Here is a 17,467-nt window from a genome sequence, read left to right on the forward strand (position 1 = left end):
CATGGTGGATCTGCAGTCGTCGACCCGTGCGCCGGAAGATCTGGGGCTGGGCGGTCTGGTCCATGTGCTCGACTGGCTGGCCACTGCAATCGAACTGATCGCGGTGGCCATGATGCTGCTGGGCACGGCCCGGTTCATCCTTGCCATCGTGCGGAACGAACTTCGCATGGACCCGGACGCGCGGATACGGAAGATGAACCAGGTCCGGATCCAGCTGGGCGGCTACATCCTGTCGGCGCTGGAACTGATGATCGTCTCTGATCTGATCCACACCGCGCTGAGCCTGTCCTTGCAGGATCTGATCTTCCTGGCCGCACTTGTGGCGATCCGGTCGGTCGTCAGCTTCTTCCTGGATCGCGAGATCCGCACCCTGAGACAGGAGATCGAGGAATGACCCTGATACGTATGTCCATCCTTTCCGCGGCGCTTGTGACGCTTGTGACGGCGGTTGGCGCATGGGCCGATGACGTGCCCGAGGTGCCCTTGTCCAGCACCGCCACCGCTGATTGCTATGCGACCGCCGAAGGCGACGACGCGCGGCGTCTTTGCATCGGGAAATCGACAAACGAATGCATGGATGCGCCGGGGGGCAGCACGACCATCGGCATCGGCGCCTGCCTGCAGGACGAAGCCGGCTGGTGGGACCGGTTGCTGAACACAACCTACAAGGACGCGATGGGCCGGGCTGCGACCTCGGATGCGATGATGAAGGAAGACGGCATCGACGTGCCCAGCCAGGCAGAAGCGCTGCGGACGATGCAGCGCAGCTGGATCGCGTTCCGGGACGACAAGTGTGCCTATGTGGCCTCGCTCTGGACCAATGGAACCGGTGCGTCGACGGCCTTTGTCGATTGTCTTCTGCGCACGACCGCCGAACAGGCGATCTTCCTTGGGTCGGACCCGTTCTGACGCGATGGAGGGCTGGCCGCATATCCCGGTTCCGGTTGCCGCCAGCGGGAGGCGGTCCCCGATGGGGGCCGCCGTAGGTCATGCCTTCTTAGAAGCGATGGACGTAGGACACGCCCAGTACCACCGGATCGACGTCCACGTCCGTAAGGTAGGTGCCATTCAGCGTGGCCTTGGTGCTGATGTCGATATAACGCACGTCGAAACGGATCGCGTCGTTGTCGGTGAACTGGAAGTCGGCACCGGCATGGAGCGCATAGCCCCACGAGTTGTCGAGGCTCAGGTCACCCAGGGAGCTCTGCGTGTCCCAGAAGGTGGTATAGTTCACACCGACGCCGACGAAGGGCTTGAAGATCGTCTGGGTCGGGAAGTGATAGTTCAGCGACACCGTGGGCGGCAGCTGCTTGGTAGAGCCGATATTGTTGCCCCCCAGCGAGATGTCATGCTCGAACGGGGCGGCAGCCAGAAGCTCGATCCCCAAGTTGTCGCGGATGAAGTATTCGACGGTCAGCGTCGGGCGGGTGTTGTCGCCTACTTCCAGCTTGGAACCGCCAACCGTGGCGTTCGTGGATTTCGGATTCACATAGCCAAGCCCGATGCCGACGGTCCAGTCGCCCTGGTTCTGGGCGAAGGCGGGGGCAGCGACGGCGGTCAGCGCGGTCGCAAGGGTCAGTGCAACGATTTTCGTGGTCATGGGTCTGTCCAGTCTTCGATTGGTGCCCTCAGTCTCCCATGTCCGGACTTGTCCTACACTGATCTGGATCAAGAAAGTTGTGGGATTTCCGCAGGATGACCCGTCAAGTTCACATACCCGGTTTGCGTGATGGGCATGCCTGGGACATTCCCGACCGTCTGAACATGGCTGCGCAGGCGCTGGCCGGACCGGCGGACGGCTTGGCGATCATCGACCTGACCGGCGGTGCGCGCCGGGATGTTCCGCGGGGCGAACTGGCGGCGATGACCCAGGCCCTGGCCCGGCGGCTGATGCGAGAGGTGGAATCGGGCGACCGGGTCGGCGTGCTGCTGTCGCAATCGCCCTGGTGCGCGGCCGCGCATCTGGCGATCTGGACCGTTGGCGCGATTTCGGTCCCGCTGTTCAAGCTGTTCCAGCACGACGCGCTGGCCAGCCGGATCGGCGATGCCGATCCGGTTCTGGTGCTGACGGATCTGGATGGCGCGGTGCAGCTTGGCGACCTGGCCCCCGCGGTGATCGTGTCCGAAGCAGGGGAAGAGGGCGCGCCGGTGCCCTTCGCCGATACCGGGCCCGAGGATCCGGCGGTTCTTATCTATACCTCCGGCACGACGGGTTCGCCCAAGGGCGCGCTGCACGGCCACCGGGTGCTGACCGGTCATCTGCCGGGCGTCGCGCTCAGCCACGATCACCTGGGCCAGCCCGGCGACGTGATCTGGACGCCGGCCGACTGGGCCTGGATCGGGGGCCTGTTCGACGTGGCTATGCCCGGGCTGGCGCTTGGCGTGCCGGTCGTGGCCGCGCGGATGGAGAAGTTCACCCCCGAAGGCGCGGCACAGGTCGTGGACCGGGCAGGGGTGCGCAACGTCTTCTTCCCGCCCACTGCGCTTCGCATGCTGAAGGCCGCGGACCTGCTGATCCGGGACCTGCGGTCGGTCGCCTCCGGGGGAGAGCCGCTGGGCGCCGAGATGCTGGACTGGGGCCGCCGCGCCTTTGGCCTGACGATCAACGAATTCTACGGCCAGACGGAATGCAACATGACCGTGTCCGGCTGTGCGGTGGACGATCCGGTGCGTCCGGGATCCATCGGCAAGCCGGTCCCGGGGCACGAGGTCGCCGTGATCGACGAGGCGGGCCGGGTGACGGATGGCGAGGGCGATATCGCCGTGCGCCGCGGATCGGCCTCTATGCTGCTGGAATACTGGAAGAAGCCCCTGGCCACGGCCGGGAAGTTCCGGGGCGACTGGCTGGTGACCGGCGACAAGGGCGTGATCGAAGACGGATACGTGCGCTTCGTGGGCCGCGAGGATGACGTGATCACCTCGGCCGGTTACCGCATCGGCCCGGCCGAGATCGAGGACTGCCTGCTGACCCATCCGGCCGTGGCCACCGTTGGTGTGGTGGGCAAGCCAGATGCTTTGCGGACCGAGATCGTGAAGGCCTATGTCGTCCTGAAACCCGGCGCCGCGGCCACGGGGCCGGAGCTGTCGGACTGGGTCAAGGCGCGGCTTGCCAGCTATTCCTACCCGCGCGAGGTCACCTTCCTCGACGCGCTGCCGATGACGGTCACCGGGAAGGTGATCCGCAAGGAACTCAAGGCCCGCGCTGCGGCGGAGGGGACGGCATGACCCGTGCCACCGCTGCCGGCGCATGGGCAGGAACACTCTGTGGGAGGACCGCATGAAAATCGCATCCAAGGCCATTCCGTCGTCCGAGGCCTTCCAGGCCAACCGGGCCGCGCATCTGGAGGCCCTGAAGCAGATCTCGGAGGCTGCGGCACTGGCCGCCGAGGGGGGCGGCGCCAAGTCCAGGGAACGCCATGTCGCGCGGGGCAAGATGCTGCCGCGGGAACGTGTGGCGAACCTGCTGGATCCCGGCGCGCCGTTCCTGGAGATCGGGGCGACGGCGGCCCATGGCATGTACGGCGGCGATGCGCCTGCCGCGGGTGTCGTGGCCGGTGTTGGCCGGGTCGAGGGGCGCGAGGTCATGGTGGTCTGCAACGACGCCACCGTGAAGGGCGGGACCTATTACCCGATGTCGGTGAAGAAGCACCTGCGCGCGCAGGAGATCGCGGCGGAATGCAACCTGCCCTGCATCTACCTGGTGGATTCGGGCGGGGCGAACCTCCCGAACCAGGACGAGGTCTTCCCGGACCGGGAACATTTCGGGCGCATCTTCTATAATCAGGCCAACATGAGCGCGCGGGGCATTCCGCAGATCGCCGTCGTCATGGGGTCCTGCACGGCGGGCGGTGCCTATGTGCCGGCGATGTCGGACGTGTCGATCATCGTGCGCGAACAGGGGACGATCTTCCTGGCCGGCCCGCCGCTGGTGAAGGCCGCGACGGGCGAGGTGGTCTCGGCCGAGGACCTGGGCGGCGGCGACGTCCATACACGCCTGTCCGGCGTCGCGGATTACCTGGCCGAGGACGATGCCCACGCGCTGGCCCTGGCGCGCCGCGCGGTGCGGTCGCTGGCGGGTGTGGGCGGCCGGGTCAAGCCCGAGCTGCTGGCTGCTGGCTGGGAAGAGCCGGCCTATGACCCGGAAGAGATCCTGGGCGTCGTGCCCGGCGACCTGCGTACGCCCTACGATATCCGCGAGGTCATCGCCCGGGTGGTCGACGGATCCTATTTCGACGAGTTCAAACCGCGCTTCGGCGAGACGCTGGTCTGCGGCTTTGCCCAAGTGAAGGGGATACCCGTCGGCATCATCGCCAACAACGGAGTCCTGTTTTCCGAGAGCGCCCAGAAGGGGGCGCATTTCGTCGAGTTGTGCTCCCAGCGGAAGGTGCCGCTGGTCTTCCTGCAGAACATCACCGGCTTCATGGTGGGCCGGAAATACGAGAACGAGGGCATCGCGCGGCACGGGGCCAAGATGGTGACCGCCGTTGCCACGACCTCTGTCCCGAAGATCACCATGCTGGTGGGCGGCTCCTTCGGGGCTGGCAACTATGGCATGGCGGGCCGGGCCTATCAGCCGCGCTTCCTGTGGACCTGGCCGAATTCCCGCATTTCCGTCATGGGCGGCGCCCAGGCTGCGGGCGTTCTGGCGACCGTGCGGCGCGATGCGATCGAGCGGAGCGGCGGCAGCTGGTCGGCCGAGGACGAGGCCGAGTTCAAGCGGCCCACGATCGAGATGTTCGAGGAGCAGTCGCATCCGCTTTATGCCTCGGCCCGGCTGTGGGACGACGGGGTGATCGATCCGCGCAAGAGCCGGGACGTGCTGGCCCTGTCGCTGTCGGCGGCGCTGAACGCGCCGGTGGAGGACACGCGGTTCGGCGTGTTCCGGATGTGATGGGCCGGTCTTTCGGGTCGGGGGCCTCCGGCGGGAGTATTTTCGAAGAGAAGAAGCCGGGGGCGCTGCGATGAGCGGCGTGGAGCAGGTTCTGGTGCGGTATCCGGGGGCAGTGACCTTCACCTTCGGGGACAGTGCTGCCCTGAACGCGCAGATCCTGCAGCTGGTGCGGGCCGGGAAGAAAACGGTGACCTGCGGGGCCGCGGCGGCGTTCGAGGTCGGGGGCGAAGCGCTGCCGGAGCCGGGGCGGGTGGATATCTCGCTTGACTGGGACGGCCGGCCCACGCTGGCGGTGGAGACCGTCGAGGTCACGCTGGTGCCGTTCGATGCGGTGACGGAAGGCATGGTGTCGGACCAGGGAGAGTTCCGGGATCTGGCGCACTGGCGTGCCGGGTACCGGGCCTATCTGGAGCGGGCCGGACATTTTGCACCCGATGCGCTGATGGTGATCGAGCGGTTCCGGGTGGTCGAGGATTTTGGGCCCGCGGCAGGCGGGGCGGAGGAGTAGCGCATGTTTGACACGATCCTGATCGCGAACCGGGGCGAGATCGCCTGTCGGGTGATCGAGACGGCGCGGAAGCTGGGGGTGGCCACGGTGGCCGTCTATTCCGACGCCGATGCCGCGGCGCGCCACGTGGCGCTGGCCGATCGCGCGGTGCATATCGGGGGCGCGGCGCCCAAGGACAGTTACCTGCGGGGGGATGCGATCATCGCCGCCGCCAGGGCCTCGGGGGCGCAGGGGATCCACCCGGGATACGGCTTCCTTTCGGAGAACCCGGAGTTCGTGGACGCGGTGGAGGCCGCCGGGTTGGTCTTCATCGGGCCGTCGGCCAGCGCGATCCGGGCCATGGGCCTGAAGGATGCAGCCAAGGCGTTGATGGAGGAAGCCGGGGTCCCGGTCGTGCCGGGATACCATGGCGAGAACCAGGATCCGGAGCATCTGGCCGACGCTGCGGACCAGATCGGCTATCCGGTGCTGATCAAGGCGGTCGCGGGCGGCGGCGGCAAGGGGATGCGGCTGGTCGAGGCGCCGGGCGCCTTTGCCGAGGCGCTGGAAAGTGCCCAGAGCGAGGCGCGGAATGCTTTCGGCAACCCGGCCGTGCTGATCGAGAAATATGTCCAGAAACCGCGGCATATCGAGGTGCAGGTCTTCGGCGACGGTTCGGACGCGGTGCACCTGTTCGAACGGGACTGTTCGCTGCAGCGGCGGCACCAGAAGGTGATCGAGGAGGCGCCGGCGCCGGGCATGACGGCCGAGATGCGCGAGGCGATGGGCGACGCGGCCGTGAAGGCGGCAAAGGCCATCGGGTATTCGGGCGCCGGGACGGTGGAGTTCATCGTCGACGGGTCCGAGGGGCTGCGCCCCGACCGGTTCTGGTTCATGGAGATGAACACGCGGCTTCAGGTCGAACATCCGGTGACCGAGGAGATCACGGGTGTCGACCTGGTGGAATGGCAGCTGCGGGTGGCCAGCGGGGAATCGCTGCCGGCGCGGCAGGAGGATCTGTCGATCACCGGTCACGCCTTCGAGGCGCGGGTCTATGCCGAGGACGTGCCGGCGGGCTTTCTGCCGGCCACGGGGACGATTTCGCACCTGGTCTTCCCGGAAGGTACGCGGATCGATTCCGGCGTGCGGGCCGGCGACACGATCAGCCCCTGGTACGACCCGATGATCGCGAAGGTCACCGTGCACGGGCCGAACCGCGGCGCGGCGCTGCGGCAGCTAGAGCGGGCGCTGCGCTGGACCGAGATTGCGGGAACCGTGACCAATGTCAGCTTTCTGCGGGCGCTGGCCTCGGAGAAGGGATTCGTTGCGGGCGATGTCGATACCGGGCTGATCGCACGGGAACTGGACAGCCTTGCGCCGGCGCCTGTGGCCTGCCCCAAGGCCCAGTCGGTCGCGGCCCTGGCCGCGCTGGGACTGTGGGACGGCGCTGCGGGCGTGGCGGATGCGGGTTTCACGCTCTGGTCGCCGCTGGTGCGTTCGGTGGTGCTGGAACATCGCGGCGAGGAGATCGCGGCCAAGGTCGCGGCCGCAGGTCCCGGGCGGTTCGAGATCGACCTGGGCGAGGTGCGGACGGTCGTGACCTGCCATGACGGGCTATGGTGGGTGGACGACACCAAGGTTCTGGCGCGCACGGTGCGGGACGGCGAGGATCTGACCGTGTTCTGGGGCAATGGCTATCCGTTCAAGATCGTCGATCCCCTGGTCCGGGATTCGGCGGCCGGCGGGTCCAGCGATGTCGTCGAGGCGCCGATGCCGGGCCTGGTGAAATCGCTTTTTGCCGAGGCCGGGCAGGAGGTGAAGCAGGGCGACCGGCTGGCCGTGCTGGAAGCCATGAAGATGGAACACGGACTGCTGGCCGCGCGGGACGGCGTGGTGGCAGAAGTCCTGTGCAAGGCCGGCGACCAGGTCGAGGCCGGCGCGCCGCTGATCCGTCTTCAGGAGACGGAAGAAGCGTAGCCAGGGCCCTTTGAAGGGCCTTTGCCGGATCCGGGACCTGTGGCCCGGATCCGGCAAGCCGGTTTTGGTCGGCCTTGGCCCCGGTTTGCCGCGGCATTCTTTGCCTTGGAAATCAGATCACTGGCTGTTAATCCCGATGCAATACACCTGCGGCGATCCGGCCCGCAGGGAAGGGGCAGGGTCGGTTGACCCGTCCGGGCGGCAGGAGTAGACAAACTGCATGGCCCGGCTCATGCGCGGCACCCGAAGAGGTGCCGGGAAAGGATGTCAGTCTTGCAGGATCTGCTTAGGGAATATCTGCCCATCCTCGTCTTTCTGGCTGTGGCCGTCGTCATCGCCATTGCCTTGGCTGCGTCTGCCATCCTGATCGCGGTGCGCAATCCCGATCCGGAAAAGGTGTCGGCCTACGAATGCGGCTTCAACGCCTTCGACGACGCGCGGATGAAGTTCGACATCCGTTTCTACCTGGTCTCGATCCTGTTCATCATCTTCGACCTCGAAATCGCCTTCCTGTTTCCCTGGGCCACCGCGTTCAAAGACATCTCGATGGTGGGCTTCTGGTCGATGATGATCTTCCTGGGCGTCCTGACCATCGGCTTTGCCTACGAATGGAAAAAAGGAGCGCTGGAATGGGAGTGATGACGGGTCCCAACACCGCCGGTACCGATCCGGAGGTTGCCACCCAGGCCCTGAACCGGGAACTGGAAGACCGCGGCTTCCTTCTGGCGGCCAGCCACGACCTCATCAACTGGGCGCGCACCGGCTCGCTTCACTGGATGACCTTCGGCCTGGCCTGCTGCGCGGTCGAGATGATGCACACCTCGATGCCCCGCTACGACGCCGACCGGTTCGGGATCGCGCCGCGCGCCTCTCCGCGCCAGTCGGACGTGATGATCGTGGCCGGCACGCTGACCAACAAGATGGCGCCCGCGCTCCGCAAGGTCTATGACCAGATGCCCGAACCGCGCTACGTGATCTCCATGGGGTCCTGTGCCAATGGCGGCGGTTACTATCACTACAGCTATTCCGTGGTGCGCGGCTGCGACCGGATCATCCCGGTGGACATCTATGTGCCGGGCTGCCCCCCGACCGCCGAGGCGCTGCTTTACGGTTTCATGCAGCTGCAGCGGAAGATTCGCCGTACCGGTACGCTGGCGCGATGATCCCCGTGGTGGAAAATGTATCGGTCTGCGAAGCTGCTGTGGTCGCGATCGCGGCTGACCACGGCGGCGCGGACGTGTTCTGGGAATTCGCCAACCCGGCAAACCCGCATTAGAAGATGAACGACCGGATACCGGAAAGGGAAGCCAAGTGAGCGACGCACTGAACGAGCTGGGAGCCCATATCGAATCCAGGCGGCCCGATTGCGTGCTGGCCTGGGACGTGTCCTATGGCGAACTGAACGTCGATGTGGCGCCGGCGGGTCTGGTCGCCTTTGTCGAGTTCCTGAAGGTCGACCCGACCTGCAAGTTCACGACCCTGATCGACATCACCGGTGTCGACCACCCGGACCGTCCGAAACGGTTTGACGTGGTCTATCATTTCCTGTCGATGCAGATGAACCACCGCATCCGGCTGCGCGTCTCGATCCGGGACGACGACATGGTGCCGTCGATCATCAACGTCCACCCCTCGGCCAACTGGTTCGAGCGCGAGACCTTCGACATGTTCGGCATTCTGTTTTCCGGCCACCCGGACCTGCGCCGGATCCTGACGGACTATGGCTTCCGCGGCCATCCGCTGCGCAAGGACTTCCCGACCACGGGCTATGTCGAACTGCGCTATGACGAGACCGAGAAGCGGGTCGTCTACGAACCGGTCGATCTGGTCCAGGAATACCGTCAGTTCGATTTCATGAGCCCCTGGGAAGGTGCGCAATACATCCTGCCGGGGGATGAGAAGACGGGGACCTCCTGACCATGGGGTTCCTTTTCTGGCTTCTCCTGGCTTCGATCACGGTGCCGATGCTGAAGCTTTTGCCGCATTTCGGCATCAACAAATACTGGGCGTTCGCCTGCCTCATCCCGATCGGCGCACCGGCGCTGATCTGGTGGATGGGGGTCAAACTGCAAGAGCTGGAGAGACTTTGATGGACGGCTCCAAGGGTTTCGAAGACGCGCTGACCGGCGAACAGAAGATCCGCAACTTCAACATCAACTTTGGTCCGCAGCACCCTGCGGCCCACGGCGTGCTGCGCCTGGTGCTGGAGCTGGACGGCGAGATCGTCGAACGCTGCGACCCGCATATCGGCCTGCTGCACCGCGGGACCGAAAAGCTGATGGAGACGCGGACCTATCTCCAGAACCTGCCGTATCTGGACCGTCTCGACTATGTCGCGCCGATGAACCAGGAACACGCCTGGTGCCTGGCGATCGAGAAGCTGACCGGCACCGTGGTGCCGCGCCGGGCCTCGCTGATCCGGGTGCTTTATTCCGAAATCGGCCGGATCCTGAATCACCTGCTGAACGTGACCACACAGGCCATGGACGTGGGCGCGCTGACGCCGCCGCTCTGGGGCTTTGCCGAACGTGAGAAGCTTCTGGACTACTACGAACGGGCCTGCGGCGCGCGCTTTCACGCCGCCTATTTCCGTCCGGGCGGGGTGCACCAGGATCTGCCGGCCGGCCTGCTGGACGATATCGAGGCATGGTGCCACCAGTTCCCGGCCAAGCTGGACGATATCGACGGCCTCTTGACCGAAAACCGGATCTTCAAGCAGCGCAATGTCGACATCGGCGTGGTGGACGAACAGATCGTGCTGGATTGGGGCATGAACGGCGTCATGGCGCGTTCGGCCGGCTTGGCCTGGGACCTGCGGCGTTCGCAACCCTATGAATGCTATGACGAATTCGACTTCCAGGTGCCCATCGGCAAGAACGGCGACTGTTACGACCGTTACCTGATGCGCATGGAAGAGATGCGGCAGTCGACCAGCATCATGCTGCAGGCCATCGCCAAGCTGCGGGAACCGGATGCCCAGACCGACGTACTGGCGCGCGGCAAGCTGACGCCGCCCAAACGTGGCGAAATGAAGACCAACATGGAATCGCTGATTCACCACTTCAAGCTGTACACCGAAGGCTTCCACGTCCCCGCGGGCGAGGTTTATGCCGCGGTCGAGGCGCCGAAGGGCGAATTCGGAGTCTACCTGAAGGCCGACGGGTCGAACCGGCCCTACCGTGCGAAACTGCGCGCGCCGGGCTTCCTGCACCTGCAGGCACTGGAATACATCACCAAGGGCCACCAGCTGGCCGACGTTGCCGCCATCATCGGCACGCTGGACATCGTGTTCGGCGAGGTCGACCGCTGATCCCCTGTCGGTTCGGGCCCGGACGGGCCCGCGCCGGCAAGACGAAATCTGATTGAACGGGTACCGAAATGCTCCGCCGCCTTTACCATGAACAGCCCGAGAGCTTCGCCTTCACCCCGGCCAACCAGGCCTGGGCGGATGCGCAGGTCCAGAAGTACCCCGAAGGCCGGCAGGCATCGGCGATCATCCCGCTTTTGTGGCGGGCGCAGGAACAGGAAGGCTGGCTGTCGAAGCCGGCCATCGAGTTCGTGGCCGACATGCTGGGCATGGCCTATATTCGGGCACTGGAAGTGGCCACGTTCTATTTCATGTTCCAGCTGCAGCCGGTGGGAACCGTGGCCCATATTCAGGTCTGCGGCACCACCACCTGCATGATCTGCGGGGCAGAGGACCTGATCGCCGTCTGCAAGGACAAGATCGCCCCCAATGCGCACCAGCTGTCGGGGGACGGCAAGTTTTCCTGGGAAGAGGTGGAATGTCTCGGCTCCTGCTCGAACGCGCCGATGGCGCAGATCGGCAAGGACTATTACGAGGATCTGACGACCGAGAGCTTCAGCCAGCTTCTGGACGATCTGGCCGCCGGGAAGGTGCCGACCCCGGGCCCGATGAACGGCCGCTTCTCGTCCGAGCCGAAGGGCAAGCTGACCTCGCTGACCGAATGGGAAGCCGACAAGCTGCCGCTGAACGCCTCTGCCCAGCGGGCGGTGGACATCGGCGACACGATCAAGCGCATCGACGGGACCGAGGTTCCGCTGGTCGCGCCGTGGATCAAGGGCGGTCTGCCGGAAACGCCAGTGGAACCCACCCCGGAACCGGTCCCGACCGCCGCGCCGGCGCCTGTCCATGACACGCAGGCGGAAGAGCCGGTCCCGACGTCGGAGGCACCCGTTGACAGCGATGACGTGAACCCGCTGGACGGGGTCGAGGAAAGCCAGCCGATGACGCTGAACCAGGCCAACGAGGGCGGTCCGGACGATCTGAAGCAGATCAAGGGCGTCGGTCCGAAGCTGGAAGAGATGCTGAACGAACTGGGCATCTATCACTTCAGCCAGATCGCCGGCTGGTCCATGAACGAGATCGCCTGGGTCGACAATCGCCTGAGCTTCAAGGGCCGCATCCTGCGCGACGACTGGGTCGCGCAGGCCAAGGCGCTGATGGAAAACGAATAACGAAAACCAAGACGCAGAGATGAGCGAAGAACTGGATCAGAAAATCGCCCGCAAGGGGCGTCACGTTGCGCTGGTGATTGCCGGCTCGATGACGCTGTGGGTGCTTCTGAACCTGTTTGGCGGGCCGGTTCTGGGCCTGCCGGGGCGCTATGCGCTTCTGTTCGACTTCGCGGCGCTGGCGGCGCTGATCTATGCCGCCGTCAACATGGTACAAATCTGGCGCATGCGCCGAGAGAGCCAGGGGTAACGACATGCTCAAGGATCAGGACCGGATCTTTACCAACCTTTACGGGATGAATGATCGTTCCCTGAATGGCGCGAAGAAACGGGGCCACTGGGATGGCACCGCGAAGATCATCGCCGATGGTCGCGACAACATCATCCAGAAGATGAAGGATTCTGGCCTGCGCGGCCGGGGCGGCGCGGGTTTCCCGACCGGCCTGAAATGGTCCTTCATGCCCAAGGAAAGCGACGGTCGCCCGGCCTATCTGGTGATCAATGCCGACGAATCCGAACCTGCGACCTGCAAGGACCGCGAGATCATGCGCCACGATCCGCATACGCTGATCGAGGGTGCGCTGATCGCGTCGTTCGCGATGGGTGCGCACGCGTCCTACATCTATATCCGCGGCGAATACATTCGTGAGCGCGAGGCGCTGCAGGCGGCGATCGACGAATGCTATGAAAACGGTCTTCTGGGCGCGAATGCGGCCGGGTCGGGCTGGGACTTCGACCTCTATCTGCATCACGGCGCCGGCGCCTATATCTGCGGCGAGGAAACGGCGCTTCTGGAAAGCCTGGAAGGGCGCAAGGGCATGCCGCGGATGAAGCCGCCGTTCCCGGCGGGCGCGGGCCTTTACGGCTGTCCGACCACGGTGAACAACGTCGAATCCATCGCCGTCGTGCCGACCATTCTGCGCCGCGGGCCGGACTGGTTCGCCAGCTTCGGCCGTCCGAACAACGCGGGCACCAAGCTTTTCGCCATCACCGGCCACGTGAACACGCCCTGCGTCTTCGAGGAATCGATGTCCATGTCGGTCCGCGAGCTGATCGAGGTGCATGGCGGTGGCGTTCGTGGCGGCTGGGACAACCTGAAGGCCCTGATCCCGGGCGGTGCCTCTTGCCCCGTCCTGCGCGCCGATCAGCTGGACGAAGCGATCATGGATTTCGACTGGATGCGCGAGAACAAGTCGAGCTTCGGCACAGGCTGCATGATCGTGATGGACAAGTCGACCGACGTCGTGAAGGCGATCTGGCGGCTGTCGAAATTCTTCAAGCACGAAAGCTGCGGCCAGTGTACGCCCTGCCGGGAAGGCACCGGCTGGATGATGCGGGTCATGGAGCGCCTGGTCGCGGGCGAGGCATCGGTGGAAGAGATCGACATGCTGTTCGACGTGACCAAGCAGGTCGAAGGTCACACGATCTGTGCCCTGGGCGATGCGGCAGCTTGGCCGATCCAGGGTCTGATCCGGAACTTCCGGGACGAGATCGAGGACCGCATCAAGAAGGGCCGGGCGATCGCCGCCGAATAGGCCGGCGCGCCCCGGCGGCGCGCGAACAGATCGGGGGAGGTCTGGCCATGGCACTTTCATCCAGGTTTGGCGCGCTGACCCTGCTGGCGATGGCCGCGGCCTGTACCCCCCGGCCGCCGGCGATAATGCCGGCGGAAGGCGCCACGGCGAAACAGGCGGTCGACAGCTTCATGCGGACGGTTGCCATCGCCGACGGGCTGGCCGAGGCTTGCGCCGATTATGGCGTCCTGCCGGCCTACAAGGACCCGGTCCAACTGACCCAGGACTACGTCGTAAAGCTGGAAGGCTTGGGCTATGATCCAGCCGAGCTTGCGGCTGCTGCGACCATGCCGTCGCCCGGAACACAGCTGAAATGGGAAATCGGTTATGTGAACGCCCGTGGCGCCAGCCTGGGCGACCGTGTCTCGGTCTGTGCGCTGGCCCAGTCCGAGATCGAGAAGGGAACACCCGTCGGATCCCTGTTGCGGATGGGCTAGGCCCGCAAGCCTGACGTTCCATATTGCCAGGAATGCCGTTCGCGCGGCATGATCCTTTCATCGGCTGCCCAAGGGAAGACATTGATGGAACAGTTCGCCGCCTATTCCCATGCCCTGGCCGCAATGGGTCTTTTCGCCCTGATCATCCTGCTTCTGGGGCCGGCCTCGGCGATGCCCAAATCAAAGGCGGGAATTCCGGCCGGGGGCACGCCGGTCGAAAGCTATGACAATCCGTCCTATCGGCTGCATCGGGCCTACATGAATTCGGTCGAGATCGGTGTGTCCTTCGCGATGGCGACCACGGCCGCGATGCTGACCGGGGCCAGCCCGGGCTGGGTCAATCTGCTGGCATCTGCCTTCGTGGGGCTACGGCTTCTGCATACGGTGATTCACGTCACCGGAATCGGCGGCGAGAACATGGGTCTTCGCTCTGTGATCTTCACCCTGGGATGGGCCTGCTGCGTCATTCTGGCGATGATGGCCGTGATTGGCGCGTTTTCCGTTTGAACGCGGGCGGAACAGGCGCCCCGCAGGGTCACGAGTCGGGGCCTTGGGTCCGCGAATTGGGGTGCGTCTTGCCGCAAGCCTTGGTCATTGCTTGAATATCTTGCCGTATTGGGGCATCCCCGTCCGGCGGGATGGACCGCGCTTCGGCGGGGCCGGGAACCGGTCGGGACATCCTGCACGACGTTCGTAAAGGAGGGCGGCCGATGAGGCCTGGTCCAGTAGCGCTTATCTGCCTGTTGTCGGCGATGGCCGCGGGGTGTTCGTCCCTGAGCAACAAGGAGCCGATCCTGTTCGAGGGCAAGCAGTTCCGGGCCAAGGCCAAAGGCACGTCCAAGGAAAGCCTGTCCCCGTTCCGAGTCGAAGTTAAGAACCCCAGCCAGTCGCTGGAAGGCGCACGGCAGGCGGGGATCTACGAAGGCACCCGCTATTGCATCGAGAAATTCGGCACCTCGCAGATCGTCTGGGAGAACAATGCCAACAGTCCGGAGGCCCAGCCCAAGATCGTCGACGGCAAGCTGGTGGTCAGCGGGCAGTGCGATCCTTGACCGCGGGCAGGGGCTCTCGCCCTATTGGATCCGGGATGTTATTGCATAACTTGCTGCGGTCATGGCCTCTGGGGGCCGACCAAAACAAGGAGTTCGCAATGTCCCTTACCAAGTCGAACGCAGCTCGTCATTCTACCAAAGCCGCCGCAGGCGCTGCCTTGGCCGCGATGCTGGTCGCCGCGCCGGGTCTTGCTGCCGGCAAGCCGTCGCTCCGCGACATTCCGGAGATCGAGGATCCGCTTTTCGCCGTTGCCGTTGCCAACGAGATCCGCGAAACGTGTCCCACGATTGCCGGCCGTGTGACGAAAGGCATCGGCGTCTTGTGGAAATTGCGCGCGCGGGCCAATCAGTTGGGCTATACCGATGCCGAGATAACCGCCTATGTCCGGTCGCCCGACGAAAAGGCCCGGATGCGGGCGAAGGGGATGAAAATCCTCGCCAAGTACGGGCCGGTCAACGACCCGCAAACCTATTGCGCCTATGGGCGTTCGGAAATTGCCAAGGGAAGCGCCATCGGTGCGCTGCTGAAGGAGAAATAGGACCATGTCTGACCTCCGCAAGATCGTGATCGACGGGCAGGAAGTGGAAGTGGACGGCGCGATGACGCTGATCCAGGCCTGCGAGCAGGCCGGGATCGAAGTCCCCCGCTTCTGCTATCACGAGCGTCTTTCGATCGCCGGCAACTGCCGGATGTGTCTTGTGGAAGTCGTCGGCGGCCCCCCGAAGCCGGCCGCGTCCTGCGCGATGCAGGTTCGCGACATGCGTCCCGGCCGCAATGGCGAGCCGCCCGAGATCAAGACCAACTCGCCCATGGTCAAGAAAGCCCGGGAAGGGGTGATGGAATTCCTCCTGATCAACCACCCGCTGGACTGCCCGATCTGCGATCAGGGCGGTGAATGTGACCTGCAGGATCAGGCGATGGCCTATGGCATCGACATGTCCCGCTATCGCGAACCCAAGCGCGCGTCGGAAGACCTGGACCTGGGGCCGCTGGTCGAAACCCATATGACCCGCTGCATTTCCTGCACGCGCTGCGTGCGCTTCACGACCGAAGTCGCAGGCATCCACCAGATGGGCCAGACCGGCCGGGGCGAAGACGCGGAAATCACCAGCTATCTGAACCAGACGCTGCATTCGAACATGCAGGGCAACATCATCGATCTGTGCCCGGTGGGCGCGCTGGTGTCGAAGCCCTATGCCTTCACCGCCCGCCCGTGGGAACTGACCAAGACCGAAACCATCGACGTGATGGACGCGCTGGGGTCGAATATCCGCGTGGACACCAAGGGCCGCGAAGTGATGCGGATCCTGCCGCGCAACCATGACGGCGTGAACGAGGAATGGATTTCGGACAAGACGCGCTTTGTCTGGGACGGCCTGCGCCGTCAGCGGTTGGACAAGCCCTATATCCGCAAGAACGGCAAGCTGGTCCCGGCGACGTGGACCGAGGCGCTGGCCGCCGCTGCTGAAGGCATCAAAGGCAAGAAGCTGGTCGGCCTCGTCGGCGATCTGGCCCCGGTCGAAGCCACCTTCGCGCTGAAACAGCTGGTCGAAGGGCAGGGCGGTGTTGTCGAATGCCGGACCGATGGCGCGAAGCTGCCTGCGGGCAATCGCGGTGCCTATGTCGGTACGGCGAGGATCGAGGATATCGACCACGCCAAGATGATCCTGCTGATCGGCACGAACCCGGCTGTTGAAGCGCCGGTGCTGAACTCGCGCATCCGCAAGGCGTGGGCGGCGGGTGCCAAGGTCGCGCGCATCGGAGCGCCGGTGGACCTGACCTACGATGTCTCCGAGATCGGCACCGACCGCGATGCGCTGAGCAAGCTGTCGAAGATGGATCATTCCGACAAGAAGGACATCCCCGGTGTCGTGATCGTGGGGCAGGGTGCGCTGCAAGGGGAAGACGGGGCCGCGGTCCTGGCGACCTGTACCGCCATGGCCGAAGCGGCCGGGGCGAAGCTTCTTGTTCTGCACACCGCCGCCTCGCGCGTGGGTGCGATGGACGTGGACGCGGTGAACGATGATGGCATGAACGCCGTTTCGGGGGCCGAGGCGATCTATAGCCTGGGCGCCGACGAAGTCGAAATCGCGCCGGGCGCCTTCGTGGTCTACCAGGGCAGCCACGGCGACCGCGGCGCGCACCGTGCCGACGTGATCCTGCCGGGCGCGGCCTACACCGAAGAGCAGGGGCTGTTCGTGAACACCGAAGGTCGTCCGCAGCTCGCGCTGCGCGCGGGCTTTGCGCCGGGTCAGGCGAAGGAAAACTGGGCGATTCTCAGGGCCTTGTCGGCCGAACTGGGGGCGACGCTGCCGTTCGATTCGCTGGCACAGTTGCGCCAGGCCCTGGTTGCTGCGGTCCCGCACCTTGCCCAGATCGACTCGGTGCCCGAAAACGAAGTGGGCGAGATCGAGGCAGGCGAGCTGATCGCCTCGGACTTCGCCCCGGCCCTCACGGATTTCTACCTGACCAACCCGATTGCCCGCGCCTCGGTGCTGATGGCGGATCTGTCGGCCAGGGCCGCCGCGCGCAACGGGGAAAAGATCGCCGCTGAATGACCGTCGGGCGCGGA

General features: G+C 65.1%; 20 protein-coding genes. 19 read left to right on the top strand and 1 reads right to left on the bottom strand.

All coding sequences use genetic code 11. The features are described from left to right. Nucleotide 1 precedes the first annotated feature (1 nt). Nucleotides 2-394 carry a DUF1622 domain-containing protein gene (locus FQK05_RS15380; RefSeq protein ID WP_158968356.1) on the top strand — a complete coding sequence of 131 codons (393 nt, stop codon included), beginning with the start codon at nt 2-4 and terminating at the stop codon, nt 392-394. Continuing rightward, nucleotides 391-909, top strand: coding sequence for a lysozyme inhibitor LprI family protein (locus FQK05_RS15385; protein WP_158968358.1), 519 nt, complete (start codon nt 391-393; stop codon nt 907-909). The genes FQK05_RS15380 and FQK05_RS15385 overlap by 4 nt, the downstream gene beginning before the upstream one ends. A gap of 88 nt (nt 910-997) precedes the next feature. Here the strand turns inward: FQK05_RS15385 and FQK05_RS15390 are convergent, their stop codons facing one another. Next, complete coding sequence (locus FQK05_RS15390) at nt 998-1,600, bottom strand: OmpW/AlkL family protein (protein ID WP_158968360.1); 603 nt, start codon at nt 1,598-1,600, stop codon at nt 998-1,000. Nucleotides 1,601-1,695: 95 nt separating this feature from the next. Between FQK05_RS15390 and FQK05_RS15395 the strand changes: the two genes are divergently transcribed. The 17 genes from FQK05_RS15395 (at nt 1,696) to nuoG (ending at nt 17,453) form a co-directional block, all read left to right on the top strand. Further along, nucleotides 1,696-3,225, top strand: coding sequence for an AMP-binding protein (locus FQK05_RS15395; protein ID WP_158968362.1), 1,530 nt, complete (start codon nt 1,696-1,698; stop codon nt 3,223-3,225). A gap of 52 nt (nt 3,226-3,277) precedes the next feature. Continuing rightward, entirely contained in the window at nt 3,278-4,891 is a 1,614-nt protein-coding gene (locus tag FQK05_RS15400) for a carboxyl transferase domain-containing protein (protein WP_158968363.1), read from the top strand. Between the two features lie 70 nt (nt 4,892-4,961). Further along, nucleotides 4,962-5,399: an ASCH domain-containing protein gene (locus FQK05_RS15405; protein ID WP_158968364.1), complete on the top strand. Its 438-nt coding sequence runs from the start codon at nt 4,962-4,964 to the stop codon at nt 5,397-5,399. A gap of 3 nt (nt 5,400-5,402) precedes the next feature. Continuing rightward, entirely contained in the window at nt 5,403-7,355 is a 1,953-nt protein-coding gene (locus tag FQK05_RS15410; protein WP_158968365.1) for an acetyl-CoA carboxylase biotin carboxylase subunit, read from the top strand. Nucleotides 7,356-7,628: 273 nt separating this feature from the next. Continuing rightward, the gene (locus FQK05_RS15415; RefSeq protein ID WP_158968367.1) at nt 7,629-7,994 is read left to right on the top strand and encodes an NADH-quinone oxidoreductase subunit A; all 366 of its coding nucleotides are present in this window, start codon (nt 7,629-7,631) and stop codon (nt 7,992-7,994) included. Next, nucleotides 7,985-8,518 (top strand): NuoB/complex I 20 kDa subunit family protein, encoded by a 534-nt coding sequence (locus FQK05_RS15420; protein WP_199252679.1) that lies wholly within the window; start codon nt 7,985-7,987, stop codon nt 8,516-8,518. Before FQK05_RS15415 ends, FQK05_RS15420 begins: the two co-directional genes overlap by 10 nt. 148 nt (nt 8,519-8,666) lie before the next feature. Beyond that, nucleotides 8,667-9,272, top strand: a complete 606-nt coding sequence (locus tag FQK05_RS15425; protein WP_158968369.1) for an NADH-quinone oxidoreductase subunit C — start codon at nt 8,667-8,669, stop codon at nt 9,270-9,272. 2 nt (nt 9,273-9,274) lie between these two features. Beyond that, the gene (locus tag FQK05_RS25895) at nt 9,275-9,445 is read left to right on the top strand and encodes a hypothetical protein (RefSeq protein ID WP_199252680.1); all 171 of its coding nucleotides are present in this window, start codon (nt 9,275-9,277) and stop codon (nt 9,443-9,445) included. Beyond that, entirely contained in the window at nt 9,445-10,665 is a 1,221-nt protein-coding gene (locus FQK05_RS15430) for an NADH-quinone oxidoreductase subunit D (RefSeq protein WP_158968371.1), read from the top strand. The genes FQK05_RS25895 and FQK05_RS15430 overlap by 1 nt, the downstream gene beginning before the upstream one ends. 68 nt (nt 10,666-10,733) lie before the next feature. After that, entirely contained in the window at nt 10,734-11,834 is a 1,101-nt protein-coding gene (locus FQK05_RS15435; protein ID WP_158968373.1) for an NADH-quinone oxidoreductase subunit E, read from the top strand. Between the two features lie 19 nt (nt 11,835-11,853). Then, nucleotides 11,854-12,081, top strand: coding sequence for a DUF5337 domain-containing protein (locus tag FQK05_RS15440; protein WP_158968375.1), 228 nt, complete (start codon nt 11,854-11,856; stop codon nt 12,079-12,081). Between the two features lie 4 nt (nt 12,082-12,085). Next, a complete protein-coding gene (gene nuoF / locus FQK05_RS15445) occupies nt 12,086-13,366 on the top strand; it encodes an NADH-quinone oxidoreductase subunit NuoF (protein ID WP_158968377.1) in 1,281 nt (426 codons plus the stop codon). A gap of 47 nt (nt 13,367-13,413) precedes the next feature. Next, on the top strand, nt 13,414-13,842 hold the full coding sequence (locus tag FQK05_RS15450) for a DUF5333 family protein (RefSeq protein WP_158968379.1): 429 nt from the start codon (nt 13,414-13,416) through the stop codon (nt 13,840-13,842). A gap of 84 nt (nt 13,843-13,926) precedes the next feature. Beyond that, on the top strand, nt 13,927-14,349 hold the full coding sequence (locus FQK05_RS15455) for an MAPEG family protein (RefSeq protein ID WP_158968381.1): 423 nt from the start codon (nt 13,927-13,929) through the stop codon (nt 14,347-14,349). A 203-nt stretch (nt 14,350-14,552) separates the two neighbouring features. Continuing rightward, on the top strand, nt 14,553-14,894 hold the full coding sequence (locus FQK05_RS15460; protein ID WP_158968383.1) for a hypothetical protein: 342 nt from the start codon (nt 14,553-14,555) through the stop codon (nt 14,892-14,894). 98 nt (nt 14,895-14,992) lie between these two features. After that, nucleotides 14,993-15,433 carry a DUF5333 domain-containing protein gene (locus tag FQK05_RS15465; RefSeq protein WP_199252681.1) on the top strand — a complete coding sequence of 147 codons (441 nt, stop codon included), beginning with the start codon at nt 14,993-14,995 and terminating at the stop codon, nt 15,431-15,433. Nucleotides 15,434-15,437: 4 nt separating this feature from the next. Further along, nucleotides 15,438-17,453 (top strand): NADH-quinone oxidoreductase subunit NuoG, encoded by a 2,016-nt coding sequence (gene nuoG / locus FQK05_RS15470; RefSeq protein ID WP_158968385.1) that lies wholly within the window; start codon nt 15,438-15,440, stop codon nt 17,451-17,453. The last annotated feature ends 14 nt before the right edge of the window (nt 17,454-17,467 follow it).

Origin of the sequence: Chachezhania sediminis, assembly GCF_009765275.1 — a bacterium.
Lineage (GTDB): Bacteria > Pseudomonadota > Alphaproteobacteria > Rhodobacterales > Rhodobacteraceae > Chachezhania > Chachezhania sediminis.